The following is an 18,918-nucleotide window of genomic DNA, read 5'->3' as shown; positions in this document are numbered from 1 at the left end:
GTGGGTGTGTGTTTCAGCGGGCCGCGGCGGTGAAGCGGCGCAGCCGCAGGCTGTTGGTGACGACGAACACCGAGCTGAACGCCATCGCGGCGCCGGCCAGCATCGGGTTGAGCAGCCCGGCGGCGGCCAGCGGCAGGGCGGCCACGTTGTAGGCGAAGGCCCAGAACAGGTTGCCCCTGATGGTGCCCAGGGTGCGCCGGGCCAGCCGGATGGCGTCGGCGGCGGCGCGCAGGTCGCCGCGGACGAGGGTGAGGTCGCTGGCCTCGATGGCCACGTCGGTGCCGGTGCCCATGGCCAGGCCGAGGTCGGCCCGGGCCAGCGCGGCGGCGTCGTTGACGCCGTCGCCGACCATGGCCACGACCTTCCCCTCGCTCTGCAGCCGCTGGACGACGTCCACCTTGTCCTGCGGCAGCACCTCCGCGATGACGGTGTCCGGGCCGGGGTCGATGCCCACCTGGCGGGCGACCGACCGGGCGACGGCCTCGTTGTCCCCGGTGAGCAGCACCGGGGTCAGCCCGAGGCCGCGCAGCATCCGGACGGCCTCGGCGGAGGTGTCCTTGACCGAGTCGGCGACCACCAGCAGGCCGCGGGCGGCGCCGTCCCAGCCGACCGCGACCGCCGTCCGCCCCTCGGCCTCGGCGGCGGCCATGGCCCGTTCCAGGTCGGCAGGCAGCTGCTGGGACCACTCGGCCAGCAGGCGGGCCCGCCCGATCAGCACGGCGTGCCCGTCGACGACGCCCTGGACGCCGAGGCCCTCGACGTTGGTGAACCCCTCCACGGGGGGCAGCGTGCCGACCCGCTCCGCCGCGCCCTTGGCGACGGCCTGGGCGATCGGGTGCTCGGAGGCCTCCTCCAGCGCGCCGGCCAGCCGCAGCACCTGCCCCGCGTCCTCGCCGGCGGCGGGGACGACGTCGAGCAGGGTCATCCGGCCGGTGGTGACGGTGCCGGTCTTGTCCAGGACGACGGTGTCCACCCGGCGGGTCGACTCCAGCACCTCAGGGCCCTTGATCAGGATGCCCAGCTGGGCGCCGCGGCCGGTGCCGACCATCAGCGCGGTCGGCGTGGCCAGGCCCAGCGCGCACGGGCAGGCGATGATCAGCACCGCGACCGCGGCGGTGAACGCCGCCCCTGCACCGGCACCGGTGCCGAGCCAGAAGCCGAGGGTGCCCACGGCCAGGGCGATGACGACGGGCACGAAGACCGCCGAGACGCGGTCGGCCAGCCGCTGCACCTCGGCCTTGCCGTTCTGGGCGTCCTCGACCAGCACCGCCATCTGGGCCAGCTGGGTGTCCGAGCCGATCCGGGTGGCCCGCACGACGAGGCGGCCGCCGGCGTTGACCGTGGCGCCGACGACGGTGTCGCCGGGGCCGACCTCCACCGGCACGGACTCCCCGGTGAGCATCGAGGCGTCCACCGCCGAGGAGCCCTCGGTGACCACGCCGTCGGTGGCGATCTTCTCACCGGGGCGGACGACGAAGTCCTCCCCCACGGCCAGCCGGTCGACCGGGATGCGCTGCTCGCGCCCGCCGCGCAGGACCGAGACCTCCTTCGCACCCAGCTCGAGCAGCGCGCGCAAGGCGGCGCCGGCGCGGCGCTTGGAGCGGGCCTCGACGTACCGCCCGGCGAGGATGAACGTGGTGACCCCGGCAGCGGCCTCCAGGTAGATGTTCCCGGCGCCGTCGGTGCGGGCGATGGTCAGCGTGAACGGGTGGGTCATCCCCGGCTCCCCGGCGGTGCCGAGGAACAGCGCGTAGAGCGACCAGCCCAGCGCGGCGAGGGTGCCCAGCGAGATGAGCGTGTCCATCGTCGAGGTGCCGTGCCGCAGGTTGGTCCAGGCCGCCCGGTGGAACGGCCAGGCGCCCCAGACCACGACCGGCGCGGCCAGGGTGAGCGACAGCCACTGCCAGGAGGTGAACTGCAGCGCCGGGACCATGGCCATGGCGACCACCGGCACGGTGAGGACGGCGGAGACGAGGAGCCGTAGAAGGACCCCCTGCTCCCCACCACTCGCGGGCTCGCGGCGGGCCCCTGCAGGGGGCCGTTCCAGCCCGTCACCCGGCTCGGGGAGGCGGGCGGTGTAGCCGGCCTTCTCCACCGCGGCGACCACCTCGTCGGGGGCGACGTCCCCGGTGTAGGTCACCCGCGCCTTCTCGGTGGCGTAGTTGACCGTGGCGGTGACGCCGTCGAGCTTGTTCAGCCGCTTCTCGATCCGCATGGCGCACGAGGCGCAGGTCATGCCGCCGATGGCCAGCTCGACCTGTCGCCCGCCGGCCGGGGCCGGTGGGGTGGTGCTCTGCGTCGCGGAGCTCATGGGTCCTCCTGGAGGGGGTCGGGGACGGCGTCAGCCGTGCGCGTGGCCGTCGTCCGCGTGGCCGCCGGTGCTGCCGCTGCCGGCCGTCGCGGGGGTGCCGCCGGCGCGGACGGTGAACGCGGCGGTGCGGACGACATCGCCGTGCCGGAAGTCCAGGAACAGCCGGTGGTCGCCGGCCGAGGGCACGGTGGCGGAGAAGGTGACGTCCGGGCCGGGGCGGGTGAGCCCGTCGCCGGGTGCGCCGGCCGGGTGCACGTGCAGGTAGGCCAGGTCGCCGGCGCGCAGGGCGACCAGGTGCCCGTAGGCACCCAGGTACGGCTGCAGGTCGGTGACCGGCTGCCCGTCGCGGCTGACCGACAGGGTCAGCTCGGACTCCCGCCCGGGGAGCAGCTCCCCGTCGAGGGTGACGGTGTAGCCGTCGGCCTCGGCGGTGTGGGACGGCTCGGGCAGCGGCTGGGGCGCGTGGTCGCCGGCGACGGCGACGTCGGCCCCGAGGGTCAGCGCCGCGGCGTCCCCGGCGGGGTCGAAGTCGGCGAACAGCCGCCAGCTGCCCGGCGTCAGGTCCAGTGGGGTGCGCCAGGTGCCGTCGGCGCCGCGCTCGGGGTGCACGTGCTGGAAGCCGGTCAGGTCCCGGCGGACGGCGATCAGGTGCAGGTCCTCGTCGTGGGCGGTGTCGTAGCCGGTCAGCGGCTGCCCGTCCGGGCCGAGGACGCGGAAGGACACAGGGGTGTCCGGACCGGCCGGGGCCTGCCCGGGGACGTCGAGGGTGTAGCCGTCCTGGGAGACCTGCAGGCCACCGGGCGGACGCTCGCCGGTGGGCTGCTGCGCACCGGCGTCCGTCGCGGACCCGGCGTGCTGGCCGCCGTGGACGGCGGGGGCCACGGAGCCGACCGTGCCGACGGGGCCCACCGCCGACCCCACGCCGACCGCGGAGCCGAAGACGGCCGCCAGGCCGAGGGCGTAGGCGCCGAGCTTCGTGGGGGTGTCCACCGCGCCCTCCTCAGGAGCGGACGAGGCGGGCGATCGCCTCGGAGGCCTCGCGGACCTTGGCGTCGGCCTCGGGCCCGCCCTTCAGCGCGGCGTCGACGACGCAGCCGGTCAGGTGCTCGTCGAGCAGGCCGAGGGAGAACGACTGCAGGGCGCGGGTGGCCGCCGACACCTGGGTCAGGATGTCGATGCAGTACTTGTCGTCCTCGACCATGCGCTGCAGGCCGCGGATCTGGCCCTCGATGCGGCGCAGCCGCTTGAGGTGCTCGTCCTTGGCGTGGGTGTAGCCGGCCATGCCGTCCTCCTGTGGTGGGCTGGTGCGCGCCGGATCAGGCCGCGACGACCTCGTAGCCGGCCTCGTCGACGGCCGCGGCGACCGCGTCGGCGGACACCGGCTGGTCGGTCTCGACCGTGACCCGGCCGGTGGCCACGTCGACCTGCACGCCGGTGACGCCCGGGATCTTGGCGACCTCCTCGGTCACGGCGGTGGCACAGTGGCCGCAGGTCATGCCACGGACGGCGTAGTCGGTGCTGGTCACGCTCGTTCTCCTCTCCGGCGGGGGCGGGTACCCCCGGGTGGTATGCCTTACAAGGTATACCCCTGGGGGGTAATAAGTGCAAGGCGGGGTGGTCGGCGTCACCGCCGGGCCCCTCATGGCCTCGGCGGGGTGGGGACGGCGGCACGGTCGCGCCGGCGGAGGGGATCGCGCCGGCCAGTCCGCCGAGATGGAGCAGCTGTGGCCGAGCTCGGCGGCTGAGCCGGCCCAGGCCGAACGCCCGGGTGCGGGCCGACAGCATCCGCGCATGGCGATGACAGCGTCGTCCGGCGGCGAGCGGGGCCGGGCGACCGGCGGCGGGCCGGTCGACGAGGCCGCGGCACTGTCGGCGGCCGCGTGCCTGTCCCGCACCCTCGGGGACCCCACCCGGCCGACGGTCATCCGCCACCTGCTGCTCGGCGAGCACCGGCGCTGCCCGCGGTCACCTCGACGCGGCAGGGATCGTGCGCCGGGACAGGGTGATCAGCCCGGTATCCTCGGCATCCTCGTCGAAGGCACGGCGCGGTCAGAGGTCCTGGTCCCGGGGTGATGTGTGTCCGGCTCGCTCCCGTCGCGCACCGCGCTGCCCCCGCACCCAGATCCCGCGTTCGAGCGGTTCGCGCGCCTGGTCCGCCGGCAACTGGACGTTCCCGTCGCGCTGGTCACGCTGGTGTCGGTCGACGAACAGGTGTTCCCCGGCGCGGTGGGGCTGCCTGAGCCGTGGCAGTCCACGCGGTGCACGCCGCTGAGTCACTCATTCTGCCAGCACGTGGTGCGGTCCGCGGCGCCACTGGTCATCTCCGATGCCCGCACCGAGCCGCTGGTCGCTGACAACCTGGCCATCCCCGACCTGCACGTCATCGCCTACGCGGGCGTGCCGCTCACCGGCGCCGACGGCGTGGTGGTCGGGTCGCTGTGCGCCATCGACAGCCGGCCGCGCGCCTGGGCTGAGGACGACCTGGCCGTGCTGACCGACCTGGCCGAGGCGTGCAGTTCCGAGCTGCAGCTGCGTCAGGCCCACCAGCGTGCCGACGAGGTCGCCGCACAGGCGCGGCAGCTGCTGGCCGAGCAGGAGGTCGACCGTTCCCGGTTCTCCCTGGCGCTGACCGCCGGGCAGGTGGGCACCTTCGACATGGACCTGGCCACCGGCGAGCTCACCGTCGACGACCGCCTGCTGGAGCTGTCGGGCATGGACCGGGCCGGCTTCACCGGCCGCCCCGAGGACGTCTACGCCCATGTCCACCCCGACGACGTCACCGACGTCATGGCCAGGGTCGAGCACGCGGTCAGCACCGGCGGGACCTACGACGCGGAGTACCGCATCGTCCTGGGCGACGGCTTCAACCGCTGGCTGGCCGCCCGGGGCGAGGTGGTCGGTGCCGCGGACGGCGCCGTCCGGCGTCTGGTCGGCGTGGTCCACGACATCACCCCGCAACGGGAGCCGTACGAGCAGGCCGCGCAGATAGTCGACGAGATGGCGGTCGGGTTCCTCGGGATGGACACCGACTGGGTCATCACCCAGGTCAACCGCGAAGGTGAGCGGATCGCCGGCTTCTCCCGCGAGCAGCTGGTCGGTCGCACGCTGTGGGAGGCGTTCCCGGCCACGGTGGGCACCACGTTCGAGGAGCAGTACCGCAGGGCCGTGGCCACCGGCCGGCCGGTGTCCTTCGACGCCTACTACCCCGAGCCACTGGACGTGTGGGTCGAGGTGCGCGCCGTGCCGGGCCCGGCCGGGCTGGCCGTGCACTTCGTCGACATCACCACCCGTGCCCTGGGCCAGCTGCAGGCCGAGCGGACCGCCGCGCGGGAGCGGCTGCTGGGCCGCATCACCGAGGAGCTGGTCGGCACCCTCCATGCCGACGAGGCCGCCCAGCGGCTGTCCCGGCTGGTCGTGCCCGCGGTCGCCGACTGGTGCATCGTCACCATCGCTGACGACGACCAGGCCGCGGGCTCGCGCCGCGGTCTGCGCACCGCCGCCAGCTGGCACAGCGACCCGGCGATGCGCGACACCACTGCCGCCTACGCCCAGGCGCGGCTGAGCTCGCTGGACGACGACACCGTCCTGATCGAGGCGATGCGTTCCGGGCAGCCGCAGCTCATCGACGCCGGGGCCACCGCGCAGGTGGGAGGGATGTACCCGGCCGGGCCGGTGCAGGAGCTGATGGGCGCGCTGGCACCGGAGGCGGTCGCCGTGCTGTCGCTACCCGGCCGCGACGGGCCGGTGGGCATCCTCAGCCTGGCCAACGGCGCCGGCCGCGGGGCGTTCACGCCCGAGGACCTGGTCACCGCCCGGCACATCGCCGCCCGCTCCGGGCTGGTGCTGGACAACGCCCGCCTGTTCCGCCAGCAGCGGGCGCTGGCCGAGGGCTTCCAGCGGTCGTTGCTCACCCCACCGGCCGAGCCCGACCACCTGCAGATCGCCGTCAGGTACGTGCCCGCCGGACAGGCAGCCCACGTGGGCGGGGACTGGTACGACGCGTTCATGCAGCCCGGCGGCGCGACGTTGCTGGTGGTCGGCGATGTCGTGGGCCACGACGTCGCGGCGGCGGCAGCGATGGGGCAACTCCGCAGCATCGTGCGCACCGTCGGGGCGCTGGACCACGACGGCCCGGCCGCGGTGCTGCGCCAGGTCGAGCAGGTGATGCAGACCCTGCAGTCGGCGATCCTGGCGACCACGGTGGTGGCGCGGCTGGAGCAGACCGAGGAGGAGAAGGCCGCCGGGCTGACCCGGCTGCGCTGGTCGAACGCCGGGCACCCGCCGCCGATGGCGGTCACCTCCGATGGCGCGGTCACCGTGCTCGCCGCCGAACGCGCCGACCTGCTGCTGGGAGTCGACCCCGCCGCGCCACGCCGGGAAGCTCAGGTGACGCTGGGGTGGGGCACGGTCGTCGTGCTCTACACCGACGGGCTCGTCGAGCGCCGCGACTGCGACCTCGACGCCGGCACCGCCCGGCTGCGGGCCACGCTGGCCGAGCTCGCCGGCCGGGGGCTCGACGAGCTGTGCGATGAGCTGCTGGCCCGGATGCTGCCCGACGCACCGGACGACGACGTCGCCCTCGTCGCCGTGCGGCTGCACCCGCAGGACCGGCCGCGCCCGGCCGAGGCCGGCCCGAACCGGATACCGCCGAACGTGCCACCGGCGGGCTGACCGCCCTCCGCAGCGGCCGGCGGTCGGGCTCAGCTCCAGGCGGTGGACAGCCGCACGCTGGCGCCGTGCTGGTCGTGGCGGATGGCCACGTGGTCGCACAGCTGCCGGGCCAGCCACAGGCCCATGCCGCCGGCGGAGAGGTCCGCACCGTGGGCGGGTCCGTACCCGGCGAACGGGTCGGTCGGGCCGGGGCCGGCGTCGGAGATGACGGCCACCAACCGTCCCGGCGCAGTCCACAGCCGCAGGCCGACCGGCCGGGCGCCGTGCCGGGTGGCGTTGGAGGTCATCTCATCCAGCGCGAGCAGGTAGTCCTCGACGACGTCGGGTGGGCTGCCGACGGTGGCCAGGTGGGCGCGCACGCGGCGGCGCAGGGCGATGAAGTCGGTGACGTCGTCGGCGGCCAGCGCCGGCGGGGTGTGCTCCAACGGCTCATCCGGGACCGGCAGGCCGGCCAGGTAGGTCACCGGGGCGACGAAGTCGGGGTTCACCGCGCGCCCGGAGGCGGTGACCAGGTGCGGATGGGTGTCGCGGGCGGCGGTGAGCACCGCGTCGGACAGGCGGTGGGTGTCGAACACGCACAGTCCCCACAGCGGCGATGCTGCGAACGCGTGGTTGATCACCGCCTCGTACCGCTGCCACTCGGTGCGGTCGGCCACGGTGGTGCCGAAGTCGACCTCACCGACGACACGGACCCGACGGCCGGGGCCGGCCTGCTCACCGAGCCCGCGGAACGTCGTGATCGCCGTCGGCGTCCGGGAGCGGTACAGGGCGTGTTGCTCGAGCACCAGGACCAGCGGGTGGTGCCCGACCGCCTCACGCAGGACGGGCGTGGCCTCCGGGCTGACGGCGATGACCGCGCCATCCCCGGCGGCCAGGCCCTCGAGCAGGAACGGGCCGGCCACGGCGGCCAGCTGCTCGGGTGAGTCGTACAGCAGGGCGTCGTGCCGGAAGCCGGGGGTCGCGGAGCCGGCAGCCGGCGACCGACCGCTGTCGAACTCGGTGCAACTGCCTACGTGCAATCTTCCGTCTCTCTCCGCACTACGGGCCAGCTGGGACGAGGGCCGACGTGGTCACGGTGCCGCTCGGATCCTGTCTACCCGGTGGATGACCCCCTACGCCGTCATCGGCACGCGGCGTGGATCGGGACCGGCCGATGTCGCCGGACCGCATCTGCGCGTCGGGCGCGATGGATGTCGTGCCTGACCGCACTGCGCCCGACCGCCGCACAGCCGAGCGGGGGATCGGCTGCTGGCGGAGGCCCGGCAGCCTGACCGGCAGGTGCCGACCGGGTGGCCGCCTCCGCGCCGTCGACCGGCGTCCCCGCAGCGGCCCGTCATGGCGGTGCCCTGCGGGAGCGCCGACCGACGCCCTACTTCAGGAGGCTGCGTGCGATGACCATCCGCTGGATCTGGTTGGTGCCCTCGTAGATCTGGGTGATCTTGGCGTCGCGCATCATCCGCTCGACGGGGAAGTCCTGCGTGTAGCCCGCCCCGCCGAACAGCTGGACGGCGTCCGTGGTGACCTGCATGGCGACGTCGGAGGCGAAGGCCTTGGCCGAGGCCGAGAGGCGGCCGACGTCCGCGCGGCCCTGCTCCCCCGCGGCGGCGGCGACGTAGACCAGGTGGCGGGCCGCCTCGATCCGCATCTCCATGTCGGCGAGCATGAACTGCACGCCCTGGAACTCGCTGACCGCCTTGCCGAACTGCCGACGCTCCTTGACGTAGGCGACGGCGGCGTCCAGCGCCCCCTGCGCGATGCCGACGGCCTGGGCGCCGATGGTCGGGCGGGTGAAGTCGAGGGTCCGCAGCGCGGTCGTGAACCCGGTGCCGGGCTCGCCGATGATGCGGTCGGCCGGGATGGTGCAGTCGGTGAGGTACAGCTCGCAGGTGGGCGACCCCTTGATGCCCATCTTGCGCTCCTTGGGACCGACCGCGAAGCCGGGGTCGTCCCGGTGGACGGCGAAGGCCGAGATGCCGTGGGCGCCCTCCGCCGGGTCGGTGACCGCCATGACCGTGTACCACTCCGAGACGCCGGAGTTGGTGATCCAGGCCTTGGTCCCGTTGAGCACCCAGGTGTCGCCGTCGAGCCGGGCGCGGGTGCGCATCGCGGCGGCGTCGGACCCGGCCTCCCGCTCGGAGAGCCCGTAGCTGATCATCGCCTCGCCGGTGGCGACCGGCCGGAGCACCCGCTGCTTGAGGTCCTCGGAGGCCGACAGGATGACGGGCATCGAGCCGAGCTTGTTGACCGCGGGGATCAGCGACGCGCTGGCGTCGACCCGGGCGACCTCCTCGATGACGATGCAGGTGGCGATCGCGTCGGCGCCCTCGCCCCCGTAGGCCGCGGGGATGTGGGTGGCGTGGAAGCCGGCGGCGGTGAGCGCCTTCTGCGCCTCCACCGGGAAGCGCGCGTCGGCGTCCACCTCGGCGGCGTGGGGGGCGATCTCCCGCTCCGCGATGTCGCGCACCGCCTCGCGGATCGCCTCGTGCTCCTCGGTCAGGGCGTACAGCCCGGCAGCGTTGTTACCCACGGGTAGATCCTAGGACCGCCGCGGGTCAGGTTCCAGCGAGCCGCTCCTGCAGGGTGAGGTCGCGCGCGGCGACCGAGTCGGCGAGGTCGGCCTGGAAGCGCTCCACGGCGGCGCGCAGCGCCGGGTCCGACGCGGCGAGGATGCGGACGGCGAGCAGCCCGGCGTTGCGGCCCCCGCCGATGGACACCGTCGCCACCGGCACGCCGGCGGGCATCTGCACGATCGACAGCAGGCTGTCCAGCCCGTCGAGGCGGTCCAGCGGCCGCGGGACGCCGATCACCGGCAGCGGCGTGGCCGCCGCGACCATCCCCGGCAGGTGCGCCGCTCCCCCGGCGCCGGCGACGACCACCCGCAGCCCCCGCCCGGCGGCGGTCTCGGCGTACTCCAGCATCCGGCGCGGCGTGCGGTGCGCGGACAGCACGTGCGCCTCGTACGGGACGCCGAACTCGGCCAGCGCCGCCGCCGCCGGCTCCATCACCGGCCAGTCGGAGTCGCTGCCCATGACGATGCCGACGACCGGGTCCACGCGGGCTCCTCGCTGCTGGATGGGGTCAGTGCTCGTGGTCGAACGCGAAGGCGGGGTCGATCTCGCCGTCGGCCAGGTAGCGGGCCGCCGCGGCCGCCCGCGCCCGCACCGCCGCCAGGTCGGTGCCCAGCGCCGTGACGTGGCCGAGCTTGCGGCCGGGGCGCTGGCCCTTGCCGTACCAGTGCAGCTTCACGTCGGGCCAGTGCGCCATCAGGTGGTGCACCCGCTCGTCGAGGCCCGGCCCGGTCCAGCCCTCGGCCGAGGCGGCGCCACCGAGCACGTTGGCCATCACCACGACCGGCGCGGTCATCGCGGTCGCACCCAGCGGGTAGTCGAGGACGGCGCGCAGGTGCTGCTCGAACTGGCTGGTCCGCGAGCCCTCGATGGTCCAGTGCCCGGAGTTGTGCGGCCGCATCGCGAGCTCGTTGACCAGGACGCCGTCCGCCGTCTGGAACAGCTCGACGGCGAGCACCCCGACCACGCCGACCCGGTCGGCGACCCGCACCGCGAGCTCCTGGGCGGCGGTCGCGGTGTCGTCGTCCAGGCCGGGCGCGGGCGCGAGCACCTCGGTGTTGATGCCGTCGCGCTGCACGGTCTCGACCACCGGCCAGACCGCGACCTGGCCGAAGGGTGAGCGGGCGACCAGCGCCGACAGCTCCCGCACCATCGGGACCCGCTGCTCGGCCAGCAGGACGTCGTACCGAGTGAGGAGCTCCGTGACGTCGTCCGGTGTACCCGCGACGAACACCCCGCGTCCGTCGTAGCCGCCCCGCGGCGTCTTGACCACCACCGGCCAGCCGTGCCGGTCGCCGAAGGCGGCCAGGTCCGCGGCCGAGCCGACCTCCGCCCACGCCGGCTGGGGCTCCCCCGCGGCGGCCAGCGCCCGGCGCAGCACCAGCTTGTCCTGGGCGTGCACCAGCGCGTCCGGCCCCGGCGCCACCCGGTGCCCGGCGGCCTGCAGGGCGTGCAGGTGGCCGGTGGGCACGTGCTCGTGGTCGAAGGTGACGACGGTGGCACCGTCGGCGAGGGCGAGGAGGGCGTCGAGGTCGCGGTGGTCGCCGAGGCGGACGTCGGCGGCCACCAGGGCGGCGGACTCGTCGGGGCCGGTGGACAGCACCCGCAGCGACTGGCCGAGCGCGACCGCCGCCTGGTGGGTCATCCGGGCCAGCTGGCCGCCGCCGACCATGGCGACGACGGGCAGCCCGGTGCGCGGGTCGACACGGGGGGCCACGGGGCACCAGCCTAGGGGGCGCCGCTCCGGCCCCGCGCCGCAGCGGCGGGTCAGCCCAGGACGGCGAGCCGCTCGCCCAGGCGGGCGCCGACCAGCTGGGCGGCCGCGTCGGTCAGGTGGGTGCCGTCGGTCGTCGTCCCGGGGACGAAGCGGTCGCCGGACGCGACGTCGCCCCACGGGTCGACGAGCACCCAGCCGCGTTCGAGCGCCAGCGTGGCGAGCGCGGCGTTGTACGCCCGCCGGGCGTCCGGCCGCGGGTCGCTCGGCGCGATGGTGACCACCGCGACCGGCCGCTCCCCGGCCGCGGCCGCGATCGCGGTGAGGTCCGCGGCGGACTCCTCCCACGGGCGGTCCCGGAGCACGTCGTTGGTGCCGAGCATGACCACCAGCAGGTCCGCGTCGGCGGGCACGACGGCGGCCAGCGCGTCCTCCGTCGTGGCGCCCGGCACCGCCCAGCCGCCGGTGAAGGCGAGGCCGGCCGCCTCGGCCGCCGCGGGCACCCACGACGCCGGCCCGTCGGCCCGCGCGCCGGAGATCACCGCGCCGCCGGCGGTGATCGAGTCCCCGACGACGGCGAAGCGGGACGGCGCGGCCTCCGGCTCCGGTGCGGCGGTCGTGGCGACCGGCGCGGCCGTCGGGGCCGCCGGCGGCGCCGGCCGCGCCGCGTCCGCCTCGGGGCCGCAGCCGGCCACCGGGGTGAGCAGGACGACGGCCGCCGCCGTCCGCGCGAGGACCCGCCGGGCGGGCGTCAGGCGCTCAGCCACCCCGCCCGCCGGTCCGGGACGGGGGCCGTGGCGTCGGCGCTGCGCGCGGCCCGCCCCTGGGCGGAGGCGACGGCCAGCGGGGTGTCGACGCGGGGGCCGGGGAGCCGAGGGCCGGCGAGCGTCGCCGCGGCGCGCACGGGGACGACTGCGGGGCGCTGCTGCTGCGGCCACAGCCGGCGCAGGCGCAGGCGGGCCGGCTCCTCGACGAACACGTGCGCGAGGTGGGCGAGGACGAAGGTCGACAGCAGCACCGGGACCAGGAGCAGCGCCCACAGGGAGGTGCCGACGGCGATCTTCGGCCACCAGCCCATGAGGGTCCAGAAGACCTCGAACACCGGGATGTGCACCAGGTAGAGGCCGAAGGAGATCCGGCCGCCGTGCACCAGGGCGTCGCGGGACAGCAGGCCGCTGAGGCCGGTGCGGGAGAGGGCGAGCGCCCCGACGAGGACGGGGAAGAAGACGACGACGATGCCGCCGAACGCGGAGTGGTCGTTGTCGATGCCCCGCCAGTCACCCCACCACAGGCCGACCGCGACGGCGCCGGTCGCGGCCAGCGCGCAGGAGGCCGCGGCCTGCTCGACCCGCGGCGTCCGGCGGATCCGGCGGACCACCAGGCAGGTCAGCGCGCCGGCCACGAAGGCCGCGCCGATGCGCAGCAGCCAGGACCAGGCGATGACCGGGCCGCCGTGCACGTAGGTGGTGTAGCCCAGCGGCACCATGACCGCGACGGCGGTCGCGCCGAGCAGCACCAGCGGGGCGTTGCGGATGCGCCACAGCAGCAGGGCGACCAGCGGGAAGGCGACGTAGGCCAGCCACTCGGCGCTGATCGACCAGGCCGAGCCCATCCAGGACTCACCGCCGGAGGCGGGGTGCCACCACAGCTGGACCAGCGTGAACTGCAGCAGGAAGTTCCCGACGTCGAGGACCGGCTGCACCGTCTGGTAGGCGACGTTGCCGTCGGTGACCTGGGTGGCCTTGGCCACCAGCCAGGCGCCGTAGACGGCGGTGACGACGGCGTAGACCGGCCAGATGCGGCAGATCCGCGCCCACAGGAAGGTGCCGGCCTGGCGGACCGACGGCGTGCGGCCGACCCGCTCCAGGTAGGTCAGCGTGATGACGAAGCCGCTGAGCACGAAGAAGAGGTCCACCCCGGTCGCGCCGGCCCGGATGACCGGCCGCAGCGGCTCCCAGTAGCCGTCGTAGCCGACCCCGGGGGTGAAGCTGAAGTGGTACAGCACCACCCAGGTCGCAGCGACCGCCCGCAGCCCGGTGAGCGACCGGATCTCCCCGGTCGCGGCCGGCCCCGTGCCACTCGGCGACTCGCCGCGCGGCCGGATGGCCCGGGCTGGTGTGGACACGGCGGTTCTCCTCGTTCGGCGCTTCAATGACGCAGCGTTCATGCGCAGTGACCGAAACGTAACGAGGATGGCGGGCCGTCTTCAGGCGACGACTCCACAGAGTCGCCCGGTCCGTTGGGCAACTCCTGCCGACCGACACGGCGTGCGGCGCGTCGTGACGGCCACCACGCGGGCGACGGCGGGCCGTCGTCCGGATCGGTGCCGGCGGGTGGCACACCGCCGGGACGCGTACCGTGGCCACCCGTGACTGCCGTCTCCGCTCCTGCGCAGCGCCGCAGCCGCTCCCCCTGGTTCATCGTCCGCCACCTCGGCGCGTTCGGGGTCGTCGGCGCGGTCGGCTTCGCCATCGAGGTCGGGCTGTTCCAGCTGCTCTACGGGCACCTGGGCACGGGCGCGGTCGTCGCCAAGGCGGCGGCGACCGTGGTGGCGATGACCGTCGCCTTCTTCGGGCACCGCCACTGGTCGTTCGCCCACCGGGCCCGCACCGGGTTCAAGCGCGAGTACCCGATGTTCCTGGCGATCAACGGGCTGACCCTGCTGCTGGGCCTGGCCATCGTCGGCTTCGCGCGGTACGGCATGGACCTGACCAGCGCCTGGGCCCTGCAGGGCGCCAACCTGGTCTCCATCGCGATCGGCACCGTCGTGCGGTACCTGATGTACCGGCGCTACGTCTTCCCCGTGGCCGACGCCGCCCGCTGACCCGGTCCCTCCCGCACGGGGCCCGTCGCTCAGCCGGCGAGGCGGGACCCGTGCCGGCCGGAGACCACCTCCAGCCGGGTGGGGATGCGGGTGCGCAGCTCCTCCAGGTGGCTGATGACGCCGACCGTCCGGCCGCCGCGGCGCAGCTCGTCGAGCACGTCCATCACCGCGTCGAGGGCCAGCGCGTCGAGGGTGCCGAACCCCTCGTCGACGAACAGCGTGTCCACCTGGATGCCGCCGGCCTCCGCGGTGACCACGTCGGCCAGGCCGAGGGCCAGCGCCAGCGACGCCATGAAGCTCTCCCCGCCGGACAGCGTCTTGGTGGGCCGCCGGGTGCCGGTGTACTCGTCGAAGACGTCCAGACCCAGCCCGCCGCGGGCGCCGTGGCGGGCCTGGGCGTCGCTGTGCCGGAAGGTGTAGCGGCGGCCGGACATCTCCTGCAGCCGCCGGCTGGCGACCTCGGCGACCTGCTCCAGCCGGGCGGCCAGCACGAAGGACTGCAGCCGCATCCGCAGCGTGTTCGCGCCGCGGCCGGTGACCAGGTCGGCCAGGCCGGTGACCCGGGCGGCCCGGGCGTGCCGCTCGGCGAGCTCGACCTCCGCGGAGGTGACCTCGCCGGCCAGCACGTCGAGGTCCCCGGCGCAGCGTCGGGCCCGGTCCAGGGCCGCGAACGCCTCCTCCCGCTCGCCGGTCAGCCCGGCGCAGCGCAGCTCCAGGGCGGTGACGTCCGGCAGCGGTGCCAGGTCGGTCAGCTCGGGGTCGGCGAGCGCGGCGGCGGCGACCGACAGCGCCCGGTCGTGTTCCCGCAGCCGCTGCTCCAGCGCGGTCAGGTCAGCGGCGTCCAGCAGCGCGTCCGCGGCGTCGGCCGGGTCGGCGAAGCCGGCCGCGCCGGCGCGCTCCCCCGCCCGGCCGAGCGCCGTGGTGGCGGCCGCGCGGGCCCGCAGCTCCTCGGCCTCGGCGGCCAGCACGGCCTCGCAGCGCTCGGCGGCCCGGGTGAGCCGGCGCTCCCGCGCCGGCAGGTCGGCGTCGGCCCCGCGGGCGGCGTCCAGCCGGGCGGTGAGCCCCCCCAGGGTCTCCGCGCGGCCGTCCCGCTCGGCGGTGCGCCGCTGCAGCTGCTCGCGGTCGGCGGCCAGCGCCGCGGCCGCGGCGTCCCGGCCGGCCCCCCGGTCGGCCAGCTCCCGGCACGCGGCCGGCACGTCGTCGGCCAGGGCGGCGACCTCGTCGCGCTCGGCGCTCGCCCGCTCGTCCCGCTCCGCCAGCTCCGCCGGCGGCGCGCCACCGGCCCGCTCGCGCAGGACGGCGAGCTCGCGCTCGGCCTCCTCGACGGCGCGGCGGCCGGCGGTGGCGCGCTCCTCTGCGACGTCGGCGACCGCGCGGGCCTTCTCCTCGTCGTCGGCGGAGACGCGGGGGCCGGTGGACGCCGCGGGCCGCGGGTGCTCGGTCGCGCCGCAGACGGGGCAGTCGGCTCCAGGCGTGAGACCCGCGGCGAGCTCGGCGGCCATGCCGTCCAGGCGGGCGGTGCGCACCTCGACGAGCGCCTCGCGGGCCTCCAGCCAGGCGGCCCGGCCCGCGGCGGCGTCCGCCCGGGCGGCGTCCAGGGCGGCGGCCACCTGCTCGGCGCGGGTGGCCGCCTGCAGGGCGGCGCGCGCGGCGTCCGCGGCGGCCGCGGCACCGGGCAGCCGGGCGGCGGCGGCCGTGGCCGCGTCCAGCCGGGCCTGCGCCCCGGCGACGCGGGCGGGCCAGCCCGCCACGGCACGGGCCGCCTCGGCGCAGCGGGCGGTGAGCGTCCCGACCTCCCGGTCCAGCCCCGCCAGCTCGCGGGCCAGGCCGGCCGCGCGGTCGGCGTCGGGCACCAGCGCCCGCGCGGCGGCGGCGTCGTCGCGCAGCTCGCGGGCCAGCAGAGCGTCGGCCGCCCGGCCGTCGGCGACCTCGGCCCACGCGGCCCGCGCCGCGGCCAGCGCGGTGGCCGCGGCCTCGGCGGCGAGCGCGGTGGCGCCGGCGGTCTCGAGGACGTCGCGCAGCGCCTCGGCCCGGCGTCCCGCGTCGGCGCGGGCCCGCAGCGGGCCCAGCCGCTGCTCCTCGGCGGTGAGCGCCGCCAGCTCCCGGCGCACCCGGTCGCGGCGGGTGTGCCGGTCGGCCAGCGCGCGGGCCCCGGACAGCTCGCGGTCCCCGTCGGTGCTGCGGGCGGCGGCCGCCTCGGCCGCCGCGCCGGCGGCGGTGAGGTCACCGGCGGCCCGGGTGCGCACCGCGGTGACCCAGGCGCCGACGGAGGCGCCGGGCCGGGCGCCGACCAGCTCGGGCGCCAGCTCCTCGGGCACCTCGACGTCGGCGATCTGGGCCACCCGGTGCAGCAGGGTGCTGATCCGGTGCCGGTCGCCCCGCAGCGCCTCGTCGGCGGCGCGCCGCTCGGCGGCCAGCCACTCCTCGGCGCGGGCGAAGCGGTCCACGTCGAACAGGGTGCGCAGCAGCCGGGCGCGGTCCTCCGGCTCGGCGCGCAGGAAGCGGGCGAAGTCCCCCTGGGGCAGCAGCACCACCTGGCAGAACTGCTCGGCGGACAGGCCCAGCCGCACCCGCAGGTACTCCGAGCCCTCGTCGATGCGGGTGCTCACCGGCTCCCACGTGCCGCCGTCCCAGCGCTGCACGGTCAGCTTCGCCTGCTCGGTGGTCTCGCCGGTGCCGCGCTTCTTCGGGCGGGTCTGCTCGGGCCGGCGGACGACGCGCAGCCGCTCCCCGGCGAGGGTGAGCTCGCAGGAGACCTCGGTGCGGGTGGCGGCCGCGGCGTGGTCGCTGCGCAGCCGCTTCTCCTCCCCGCGCGCGCCGGGGACGGTGCCGTAGAGGGCGTACACGACCGCGTCGAGCAGGGTGGTCTTGCCCGCGCCGGTGGGGCCCCACAGCAGGAAGAGACCGTCCCGGGCGACGGTGTCGACGTCGACGGTCTCGGTGCCGGCGAAGGGGCCGAAGGCGGTGACCCCCAGGGCGTGCAGCCTCATCGGGCGAGCTCCTCGCGGGCCGCCGCGCCCAGCGCCCGGACCAGCAGCTCCCGCTCGGCGTCGCTGGCCGCGACCCCGTTGCGGACGTGGGTGACGAACTCGCCGGCCACCTCCAGGTCGCTGCGCCCGCGCAGCCGCTCCCGGTAGCTGCGCCCGTCCCCGCCGGCCCCGCCGCCGGACCACTCCAGGTGCACGCAGTGCGGGAAGCGGGTCTGCAGCCGCCGCATCGGGTCGGCGGGGCGGACGGCGTCGGTGAGCCGGGCGGAGACGAAGTGCTGCTCGGCGCCGGCGTGCGCCGGGTCGGCGACCAGCTCCTCCAGGGTGCCGGTGAGCACGGTGAGCGGGCGCGGGGTGGGCAGCGCGAGGTCGCGGACGCCGGCCAGCCCGACGGCGTCGAGGTCGACCAGCCACACCTGCTTGTGCTGGCCGGCCTCGCCGAAGGAGTACGCCAGCGGGGAGCCGCTGTAGCGCAGCCGCGGGGTGAGCGTCTGCGGCCGGTGCAGGTGCCCCAGGGCCACGTAGTCGACGCCGTCGAACACCGCCGCCGGCACCAGGTCGACCCCGCCGACGCAGATGTCGCGCTCGCTGTCGCTGGGCACGCCGCCGCCGACGAAGGCGTGCGCGAGCACCACCGACCGCACGCCGGGGCGGCGGGCGAGGTCGGCGCGCACCCGGTCCATGGCCGCGGTGAGCACCGCCTCGTGCGTCCGGGCTGTGCCGCCTGCCCGCCCACCCAGGCCCAGCTCGTGCCGCGCCAGCTCCGGCTCGAGGTAGGGGAGCCCGTAGACGGCGACCTCCCCGTGCCCGTCGCGCAGCACGACCGGCTCGTCGAGCGCACCCGTCGCCGCGCGCACGTGCACCCCGGAGCGGGCCATCAGCCCCGCGCCGAAGGCCAGCCGGCGCGCCGAGTCGTGGTTGCCGGGGGTGAGGACCACCGCGGCGCCCGCGTCGCGCAGCCGGGTCAGCACGCGGTCGAGCACGCCGGTGGCGTCGGCCGAGGGCACCGCCCGGTCGTAGACGTCCCCGGCGACGACCACCGCGTCCACCGACTCGGCGGCGACGACGTCGGCCAGCCCGGACAGCACCGCCTCCTGCTCGCGCAGCAGCTCCGCGCCGTGCAGGGAGCGGCCGACGTGCCAGTCGGAGGTGTGCAGCAGCCGCATGGGCGCGGAGGGTAGGTCGGGGTGCTGACGGAACCGGACCGCCGCGCCGGGACGGCCCGGCCCCCCGGGTCAGAGGCGGGTGGTGCGCTGCGGCCCGGTCGTCCAGCCGGCCGGGGTCCAGCCGTCGTCGTCCGCCCAGCCGTCCCGCGGCCGGGGGACGCCCGGAGCCGCCCGCCGGTCGGCGTCCTCGTCGGCCAGCGCCACGAGCAGCTGCGCGACGCCCTCGGCGTCGGGCACCCGCTCGAGCACGACGGTGCCGCCGTCGCCGAGGGACTCGATGGTCAGCGTGCCGGAGCCGACCAGCCGCTGGCCCAGGGTCTGCCGGAAGGAGACGTCGGCGATCCGGGACAGCGCCAGGTCCCGGCCGCGGCGGGCGAGCAGCCCCTCGCGCAGCAGCAGGCGGTGGGTGGTCACCACGTGGTGCGTGGTGCGCCAGCGCAGCACCGGCCGCAGCACGGACGCGGTCAGCACGGCCAGCGCGCAGGCCGCGACGACCGCCCGGGCGGTGCCCTGCGAGGGGCCGGCCGGCACCATCGCAGCGGCGTAGGAGCCGCCGCCGACCACGAGCAGCAGGACCAGCACCGGCCGGGCCAGGGTCAACCAGTGCGGGTGCAGGTGCCGGACGACCTCTTCGTCGTCGGCGAGCAGCTTGTCCGGGTAGGGCACGCGGACAGGATG

15 protein-coding genes are annotated in these 18,918 nt (G+C 76.3%); 2 read left to right on the top strand and 13 right to left on the bottom strand.

From position 1 onward, the window contains the following. Positions 1-13: 13 nt before the first annotated feature. The 4 genes from CHB98_RS01630 to CHB98_RS01615 are packed head-to-tail and all read right to left on the bottom strand — an operon-like array spanning position 14 to position 3,837. Complete coding sequence (locus tag CHB98_RS01630) at positions 14-2,311, bottom strand: heavy metal translocating P-type ATPase (protein ID WP_089303853.1); 2,298 nt, start codon at positions 2,309-2,311, stop codon at positions 14-16. A 30-nt stretch (positions 2,312-2,341) separates the two neighbouring features. After that, positions 2,342-3,301, bottom strand: coding sequence for a hypothetical protein (locus tag CHB98_RS01625; protein ID WP_089303852.1), 960 nt, complete (start codon positions 3,299-3,301; stop codon positions 2,342-2,344). A gap of 10 nt (positions 3,302-3,311) precedes the next feature. Beyond that, positions 3,312-3,593, bottom strand: a complete 282-nt coding sequence (locus CHB98_RS01620; RefSeq protein WP_089303851.1) for a metal-sensitive transcriptional regulator — start codon at positions 3,591-3,593, stop codon at positions 3,312-3,314. A 34-nt stretch (positions 3,594-3,627) separates the two neighbouring features. Then, complete coding sequence (locus CHB98_RS01615; protein ID WP_089303850.1) at positions 3,628-3,837, bottom strand: heavy-metal-associated domain-containing protein; 210 nt, start codon at positions 3,835-3,837, stop codon at positions 3,628-3,630. A gap of 550 nt (positions 3,838-4,387) precedes the next feature. Here CHB98_RS01615 and CHB98_RS01605 point away from each other — a divergent pair. Further along, the gene (locus CHB98_RS01605) at positions 4,388-6,982 is read left to right on the top strand and encodes a SpoIIE family protein phosphatase (RefSeq protein ID WP_089303848.1); all 2,595 of its coding nucleotides are present in this window, start codon (positions 4,388-4,390) and stop codon (positions 6,980-6,982) included. 29 nt (positions 6,983-7,011) lie between these two features. Here the strand turns inward: CHB98_RS01605 and CHB98_RS01600 are convergent, their stop codons facing one another. From CHB98_RS01600 to CHB98_RS01575, 6 genes are all read right to left on the bottom strand, one after another. Beyond that, positions 7,012-8,001 (bottom strand): sensor histidine kinase, encoded by a 990-nt coding sequence (locus CHB98_RS01600; RefSeq protein ID WP_089303847.1) that lies wholly within the window; start codon positions 7,999-8,001, stop codon positions 7,012-7,014. 350 nt (positions 8,002-8,351) lie between these two features. After that, positions 8,352-9,509, bottom strand: a complete 1,158-nt coding sequence (locus CHB98_RS01595) for an acyl-CoA dehydrogenase family protein (protein ID WP_089303846.1) — start codon at positions 9,507-9,509, stop codon at positions 8,352-8,354. A gap of 25 nt (positions 9,510-9,534) precedes the next feature. Beyond that, the gene (gene purE, locus CHB98_RS01590; protein WP_425432506.1) at positions 9,535-10,035 is read right to left on the bottom strand and encodes a 5-(carboxyamino)imidazole ribonucleotide mutase; all 501 of its coding nucleotides are present in this window, start codon (positions 10,033-10,035) and stop codon (positions 9,535-9,537) included. Positions 10,036-10,060: 25 nt separating this feature from the next. Continuing rightward, on the bottom strand, positions 10,061-11,266 hold the full coding sequence (locus CHB98_RS01585; RefSeq protein WP_089303845.1) for a 5-(carboxyamino)imidazole ribonucleotide synthase: 1,206 nt from the start codon (positions 11,264-11,266) through the stop codon (positions 10,061-10,063). A 50-nt stretch (positions 11,267-11,316) separates the two neighbouring features. Continuing rightward, on the bottom strand, positions 11,317-12,030 hold the full coding sequence (locus CHB98_RS01580; protein ID WP_179224076.1) for an SGNH/GDSL hydrolase family protein: 714 nt from the start codon (positions 12,028-12,030) through the stop codon (positions 11,317-11,319). Further along, complete coding sequence (locus tag CHB98_RS01575; protein WP_179224074.1) at positions 12,015-13,388, bottom strand: acyltransferase family protein; 1,374 nt, start codon at positions 13,386-13,388, stop codon at positions 12,015-12,017. The genes CHB98_RS01580 and CHB98_RS01575 overlap by 16 nt, the downstream gene beginning before the upstream one ends. A gap of 243 nt (positions 13,389-13,631) precedes the next feature. On the opposite strand from CHB98_RS01575, the gene CHB98_RS01570 reads away from it, so the two are divergent. Beyond that, the gene (locus CHB98_RS01570) at positions 13,632-14,087 is read left to right on the top strand and encodes a GtrA family protein (RefSeq protein WP_089303843.1); all 456 of its coding nucleotides are present in this window, start codon (positions 13,632-13,634) and stop codon (positions 14,085-14,087) included. A 29-nt stretch (positions 14,088-14,116) separates the two neighbouring features. On the opposite strand, the gene CHB98_RS01565 is transcribed toward CHB98_RS01570, so the two are convergent. The 3 genes from CHB98_RS01565 to CHB98_RS01555 form a co-directional block, all read right to left on the bottom strand. Further along, positions 14,117-17,077 (bottom strand): AAA family ATPase, encoded by a 2,961-nt coding sequence (locus CHB98_RS01565; protein ID WP_089303842.1) that lies wholly within the window; start codon positions 17,075-17,077, stop codon positions 14,117-14,119. Beyond that, positions 17,074-18,240 (bottom strand): exonuclease SbcCD subunit D, encoded by a 1,167-nt coding sequence (locus CHB98_RS01560; protein WP_089303841.1) that lies wholly within the window; start codon positions 18,238-18,240, stop codon positions 17,074-17,076. The genes CHB98_RS01565 and CHB98_RS01560 overlap by 4 nt, the downstream gene beginning before the upstream one ends. A 69-nt stretch (positions 18,241-18,309) precedes the next feature. After that, a complete protein-coding gene (locus CHB98_RS01555; protein ID WP_089303840.1) occupies positions 18,310-18,906 on the bottom strand; it encodes a PH domain-containing protein in 597 nt (198 codons plus the stop codon). Positions 18,907-18,918 lie beyond the last annotated feature (12 nt).

The organism is Geodermatophilus pulveris (assembly GCF_900188375.1).
GTDB classification, from domain to species: domain Bacteria; phylum Actinomycetota; class Actinomycetes; order Mycobacteriales; family Geodermatophilaceae; genus Geodermatophilus; species Geodermatophilus pulveris.
Note: the sequence above shows the minus strand (reverse complement) of the source record. Positions and strands in the feature narration are given on the sequence as shown.